The 6,758-nt window shown below is 40.1% G+C and carries 3 protein-coding genes; all 3 read left to right on the forward strand.

All coding sequences use genetic code 11. From position 1 onward, the window contains the following. On the forward strand, positions 1 to 1,601 hold a 1,601-nt coding region (locus B3Y13_RS00595; RefSeq protein ID WP_296691974.1), incomplete at its 5' end, for a hypothetical protein. A gap of 24 nt (positions 1,602 to 1,625) precedes the next feature. Then, positions 1,626 to 6,323, forward strand: coding sequence for a SpoIIE family protein phosphatase (locus tag B3Y13_RS00600; protein ID WP_296691976.1), 4,698 nt, complete (start codon positions 1,626 to 1,628; stop codon positions 6,321 to 6,323). Between the two features lie 35 nt (positions 6,324 to 6,358). Beyond that, positions 6,359 to 6,676: a hypothetical protein gene (locus B3Y13_RS00605; RefSeq protein ID WP_296025080.1), complete on the forward strand. Its 318-nt coding sequence runs from the start codon at positions 6,359 to 6,361 to the stop codon at positions 6,674 to 6,676. The last annotated feature ends 82 nt before the right edge of the window (positions 6,677 to 6,758 follow it).

The following is a 6,758-nucleotide window of genomic DNA, read 5'->3' on the forward strand; positions in this document are numbered from 1 at the left end:
TTCCTCTGGCTTTTTACGATAAAATTCTTCAGCTTGCAAAAAACGAATGTGAAAATCAGGCGGGAAATGTCTGGTCAACTCTCGCAAAAGCATATTCTGACGAAGGCGACAGGCAGCTGGCCGATTTTACGCTAAAAAGAACTGAAGCAGATTCTCTTTTGAACGGAATTGAAGAGATTGAATCCGAGACAAGAATCGTAAAGTTTTATCCGACAAAGGCTTTTCAAAAATGTGCGGAGCTGAACGAAAAAATTAAAAAGGAAATTGCCGTTCTCTCTGGTTTTAGAAAAGAGCTTGATGGCGGACAGAAATTCCGTGGAACTCAGCAAATTTATACAGACAGTGTTTTGAATCTTGAGTCGGTTATTGCGGCGATGAACGGACTTTTGCTTGACTGCCAAAAAATCATGGCAAGCGCAAAGTCAAAATCAAACGAAGCGTTAAAATCCGCAAATGAAGCAAGACGCCTTTATGAATCCGCTCTTTCTTATCTTGAAAAAAAGCAGTACGACCAGGCGCGAAATTCTCTTTCAGATGCAGATTCAGCTTATAAAAAATCTCTCCAGCTTGAAGAAAACGATTCGCTGCGCAGAGAATTTTCTTCAAAAATTGCTCTTGCCGACGAAAAAATTACGGCTATGCAGAACGGCTGGGTAATTTCGACTGTACGTTCTTTAATTACGGACGCTTACAATGATTATTATGCCGGAAATTTTGAATACGCAAAACGTTCTCTTGACAGCGCGTCAGAAATTTGGGAAAAAACTCAGGCCCAGGAAAATTCAGAAATCACGGAGCTTGCAGTTCTCGTAAAGGAAGCTCTTGAATCAAGCGGCGGCAAAGAAATTTCGTACGCAGATCCGCTCTACAAAGACATGGGAACTTATCTAAATAACGCAAAACTTCATTACGAAGAGGGCTCAAAGCTCTATTCTTCAGGAAATACTGACGAAGGCAAAAAAAAGCTGGCGCAGGCGAGGGACGAAGTCCGTAAGGTTCAGAGGGTTTTTCCGAAAAATCAGGAAGCAGGCAACTTGAATCTTTTGATAAATAAAATTCTCGATCCGTCTGTGTTTAATTCGACCGTAGCTCAAAAAATAAATCAGGCAAAAGCCGCAGCTTCTTCTGGCCGCGACGTTGACTTGCGGAATTCTCTAAACGAGATAAAGGCGCTTCAGAAAATAATCCCGGAAAACAAGGCTGTTGCGCTTGCCGTAAAGGATTTTGAATCGCAGTTAAACCGTCTTGCGCAATCCGAGCAGGCAAAGAAAAATCTTGCCCGTTCAAACGAACTTACATCTCTTGCTAAAAATGAAAAAAATCTGAGTAAAAAAATTTCGCTTTTAAACGAAGCTCTTTCGCTAAACCGGCGCAATATTCTTGCCCAAAAATTGAAGGATGAAGCCTTCATTCTGAATTCAAAGGCGACGACTGTAAAAAATTATCTTGATGATGCCGACGAAGCACGCTATTCAAGAGCGGAAAGACTTTACAATGACGGCTTAAAAGAGCAGGCGGAAATTTTGATAAACGATTTGTTCACAAAAAATCCTCAGGTTGCTAAAGTTATAAAACTAAAACGGCGAATTGAAAATATGTGAAAAAAGCGCCGGAGAAATAAAAAGATGATGAAAAATAAAGATTTTCAAAAAATAAAAAAAACTGTTCTCTCTTTTATCACGCTGGCTGCATTCAATCTGTTTTTGCCTGCCCAGAGTCTTTATTTTGAAGCGCCGGTTGCGGTTACTGAAAAAAATACTCAGTTTCCAGTTGTTGTTTCCGGCTCTGGAACGAATTTTCTTTTTTTTGAAGAGGCTTTAAATTCTCAAATTTTCATAAAATTCATCGAAAAAAAAGATTTTTCAGGAAAATGGTCGTCTCCCAAAAAAGTTGCCGGTCCTTTTGTTTTTTCTGGCGATGTCCCGGACATTTATTCGGCTGCAAGCCTTTCTGACGGAACAGTCTGTGTCGCTGCAAGCGAATCTCAGTACGAAATTGGAATCTACACTTCCAAAGACGGAGGTGAAAATTTTTCTAAGACAAAAGTTTCGATGTTTTCAAGGCATCTTGTTGCGCCAAGAATTTTCAGAACAAAAAACGACGCTTTTGTGCTTTTTGCTTCCCTTGAAGAAGAAAGTAAATTTTCAATAGTTTATTCTGTTTCCAAAGACGGACTTTTTTGGTCGGATTTTTTGATTTTTGAGCCGGCAAAAAATCTGGACAATTCCTTTGCGCCGTATCTTTGTCCTGTTTCTGAAGGCGATTTGGTTGTTTTTCAGTCGCATTTTTCTGTTCCGGACAAACCAAAAACTTTTCAGCTTTATTCGGCTTTTTCCGCAGACGGTTTAAAAACTTTTTCTCAGTCTGGGCTTTTGACGGACGATAATGCGACTTTTAGCCGGAAAGCAAATTCTTTTATCGAGTTTTCAAACCAAAGTCCTGTCGTTTATTCAAAAAATTCTCAGATTTGGTGCGCCTGGGAGCGGAACGAAGTCCGTTCAGAAAACACATATATTGTTCTTGCCAGAATTGCTTCTGACGGAAAACTTTTTGAAAACAGACGGGTCCGTGAATATTCTGATTTAATGAATTCCCATCGCCCGGCTTTTTTCGAACATGACGGTCAGACGAGCCTTGTCTGGTTTGACAAAAACAACGGCGCGTATTCCGCTGTCAAAAATTCAGAAAACAGTTTTGGCTCTCAAAAATTTATTAAAAACAGCGAAAATTCGAGTTTTGTCTGTCCTGTAATTTCGTCAAGTTCCTTAAAAAACGAAATTTCTTACATTTGGCAAAAAAATAATAAAAATCCGCAGATTTTTGAAGTTGAGCAGGATCATTTTGTTCTTCCTCCTGTTTTAAAAGCGGTTAATTTTAAAAAGAATGTCCGTTCTTCGCAGGAAAAAGTAAAAATCCGCATTACAATGCCTCAGGACACGAGCGGAATTTCTGGTTTTTCCTGGAGCTTTTCAAAATCGCCGGAAACTGAGCCTTCGACGGACAGTTCTGATCTTATCGTAGAAAAAAATATTTCTTCCGGATGCTCATACACGGTAATTGCAGCTGCGGATGAAGACGGAGAATATTTTTTTAAGGCGAAAGTTCTTGACGCGGCGGGCAACTGGTCTGAGTCATCTCAAATTTCTTATTACCGCGACATTACGCCTCCTCAAAAAGTTTCGATTCTTCCTGTAAAAAAGGACGTTTTTGGTTTTGTAAACGACGGCTCTTTTTCTGTTTTCTGGCAAAAAAATCAGGACGACACGGACGTTGCAGGCTACAGCTGGAGCTTTTCAAAAGTCAGGGATTTGAGTCCGCAGTTTAAGGATTCTCTCATACGAAATCAAAGGCAGAATCAGCAGAAAAAAGAAGAAATTTTTGAATATTTACAGAAAATTGAAGGGCAGTCGCAAAAACTTATTCAAAAAAGCCAAAAGCCTTCAAAGACTGTCTGTCTGAGAAAAAATTCCCTCACTTTTAAAAATTGCCGTAACGGAATTTATGTTTTTTCTGTGCGCGCAATTGACGAGACCGGAAACGTCGGAGAAAGCGAGTCGGTTGTTCTTGTTGTAAATAAATATTCTCCGCATACGGTGATTTTTGGACTTCAGACAAAAAAAGATGAATTTGGAAATCTGTCGGTAAATATTTTTGGCCAGGATTTTGACTACGAAGGTTTAGTTGACCAGATTATTGTCGAAAAGAGCGGAGATCCGCAATTCAAAAAAAATTTTTATCTTTCAAAAAATGATTATAAAATCAGCTCTTCAAGCCTCATTACGAACCTTCATCTTGAAGAACTGGAAGAAGGAAACTATAAAATTTTTGTGCATCATTCAAGGCGCGGAACAAGCGGCGGAGAAAATGCGGAATCGAACAAATTCAGAATAGATGAATCCGGAACTGTAAAAATTGAACGGCCGTTTGTGCCTTCCGCAGAATGGAAATCTTATTCTTCGGAAAAAAAATATTCGGTTCAGGTTGTGGATCTGCTTTTTATTCTTCTTGCAATATCCTGCGTTCTTGCCGTTGTTTTTGCAATTTATGGAATTGCCAGCGCTTTGCGGGAATCAGTTTTAATTCATTCAGAAGTTGCCGCGCTTCTGACAGGAGATGTTATGCCGTTGACTAAAAAAATTAAGGTTGAAAAATTGAAAAAGCGACAGACAAGCTTAAAACTCAAGCTTGTAGGTTTTACAGTCCTGCTTGTTCTTTCAATCGTTATAATGGTTTCTGTTTCTCTTGGGCGGAGAATGATTCAGACACAGCGAAAAACTCTCGTAGAAAGCATGCGGGAGCAGGTTACGGTTCTTCTCGAAGGAATGTCAAATTCTGTTCAAAACGCAATGAACGACGCGGTTGAAGGCGGAAGTTCTGTTGGACTTATAGATTTGGTTCGTCAGACAAACAATTTTGGTCCGGCAATCTATTCAACTGTAATCGGCCGCGGAAAAAACACTGGAAGCTCAAGCCTCGGCTTTTTCTGGGCTTCGACCGAAAATACCGCGGCGATAAGTCAAAAGCTCGACACAGCCGAACCTTTAATCGGAAAAAGCCGTTTTAAGAGCGAAACTGTCGAATCAAAAATTGCCCTTCAATGTGCTCCTCTTGAAGAAACTGCGCATCAAAAAGTCGATGATATTTTAAAAGATATTTCAGAAAAATATTCTCGCGAAAAAAAAGATGAATACACGGCAATTTTAAGAAGCATTTCTCGCGAAAACACACAGTCCGTTCCTGTTTTTAACGAAAATTCGCTTGCGCAAAATAATCTAATCTACACTTTTTACTATCCAGTTTTTTATAAAAACAATAATTCTCAAAATCTTTTGCATGCGGTTTTGGTTCTTCAGGTTTCGGCGGAGGAACTTGTAAATTCTCTTTCCCATTCCAGAAACACAATCATAATTGTTGCCTGCGTTGTCGCTTTTGTGGCAATGCTTTTGGGTATAATCGGCTCCTGGTTTTTGGCGTCTCTCATTGTTGAGCCTCTAAAAAGACTCATGGCGCACGTAAAGGTAATTACAGAAACAAAAGACAAGAAAAAACTGAAAAACTTTACAATCAGCATAAAAAGCCACGACGAGATCGGAACCTTAGGCGATGCCGTAAACAAAATGACTTCCGGTCTTGTTCGTGCGGCGGAAGAAGAAGAAAAATCTCTCGAACAGGAAAAACTTTCGCTTGACGCAAAGGCTGTCCAGCAGACATTTCTTCCGCTTTCTTTGACAGAAAAAGGCGGCAAAAAAACAACCGCCGAAGAAAAAGAAAAAACTTTCCAGCTTTTTGGTTATTACGAAGGAGCAGATGCCGTTTCCGGAGATTATTTTGACTACAAAAAGCTCGACGACAGGTTTTACGCTGTCATAAAATGCGATGTTTCCGGCCATGGAGTTCCTGCGGCTCTTATTATGACGGTTGTGGCAACTCTTTTCCGGAAATATTTTGAGCAGTGGACATTTAAAACCCACGGAACAGCGCTCGGAAAACTCGTAGTTCAAATAAACGATTTTATCGAATCTCTCGGAGTAAAAGGCAAATTTGCAACTCTTTTAATAGCCTTGTTCGATTCAAAAAACGGCGATGTGCATTTGTGCAACGCAGGAGACAATATAATCCATATTTTCAGCAGCAAGGAAAAAACAATAAAAACAGTCACCTTGCACGAGTCTCCTGCCGCAGGAGCGCTTCCGTCATTTATGGTCGAAATGAAAGGCGGTTTTGTTGTCGAAAAAATTCATCTAAATCCAGACGACGTTCTTTTTCTTTATACTGACGGCATCGAGGAATCTACACGTTTTTTCAGGACGGAAGATTTTAAGGTTACAGAATGCCGTGAGCCTGACTTGAACAACGACGGAATTCACAAAAATCACAAAATCGGCCAGATTTCCGAGCAGATTGAATACGAAAGGGTAAAAGAGATTCTCGAATCAGTCCTAAACCGCAAAATTTACCGTCTTATAAAATATCACAGCCCGATTCCGGACGAAGAGCTCATATTTGACTTTGAAAAACTCGAAGGCAATATTGACGAGGCAATCATGGCGCTTGTCGCAGTCGAAAAAGTATTCAGAATGTACAAAACTCCGCAGTCAAAGGGCAGCGTGGAACAAAACGAAAACGGCGAAATCTTGGTTCAGGGCGATGTAGTCCGTGTAGACCGAAAAATCGACGCATTCCTAAAAAAAACATTCAGCCGCTATTCATATTACTGTTCTTCAGTTGCCGATTTGCAGGAACCGAACTATATTTATTATCAGAATTTAAACGAAGATCCGCAGGCAGACGACCTTACGCTTCTTGCGCTAAAAAAATTGTAAAGCAACAAAAACGGAGTTTTAATAAGGAGGACTTTATGGCATTAAAAGAAAATCTTCAGAATTATTTAAAGAAAGGCGTTCAGGCTTCAAAGGAAGCGTTTTCAAAGGCAGAAACCGCTGTAACAAAATTCGGAGACGAAAGTGTTCTCAAAATCGAAAAAAAACAGTTTCAGGCAAAGCTTAGCAAAGAAATAGCATCTCTCGGACAGGACGCATTGGACTCATTTGAAAAAAATATCCCGATTCTTCCCGAACAGGAGCCGTTTCTCAGCCGCCTGAATACAATAAAAACTTTAAAAGCCGAAATACAGCAACGCGAAGACCTTCTAAAAGAAAAACAGAACCAAAAATAATCCGGGTGGCTTTTTGTTCCGCAAAGCTGCACAAAAACCGGGCTCTCCAAGGCGTGCGCAAAAGCACTTGATAAATTCCTGG

Source organism: Treponema sp. UBA7567, from assembly GCF_002476655.1.
In the GTDB taxonomy this organism is placed as follows: Bacteria; Spirochaetota; Spirochaetia; order Treponematales; family Treponemataceae; genus Treponema_D.

Bases quoted from the DNA above. Each gene is read 5' to 3' on its own strand.
- B3Y13_RS00605 (WP_296025080.1), top strand. From the start codon at position 6,359: ATGGCATTAAAAGAAAATCTTCAGAATTATTTAAAGAAAGGCGTTCAG.
- B3Y13_RS00600 (WP_296691976.1), top strand. From the start codon at position 1,626: ATGATGAAAAATAAAGATTTTCAAAAAATAAAAAAAACTGTTCTCTCT.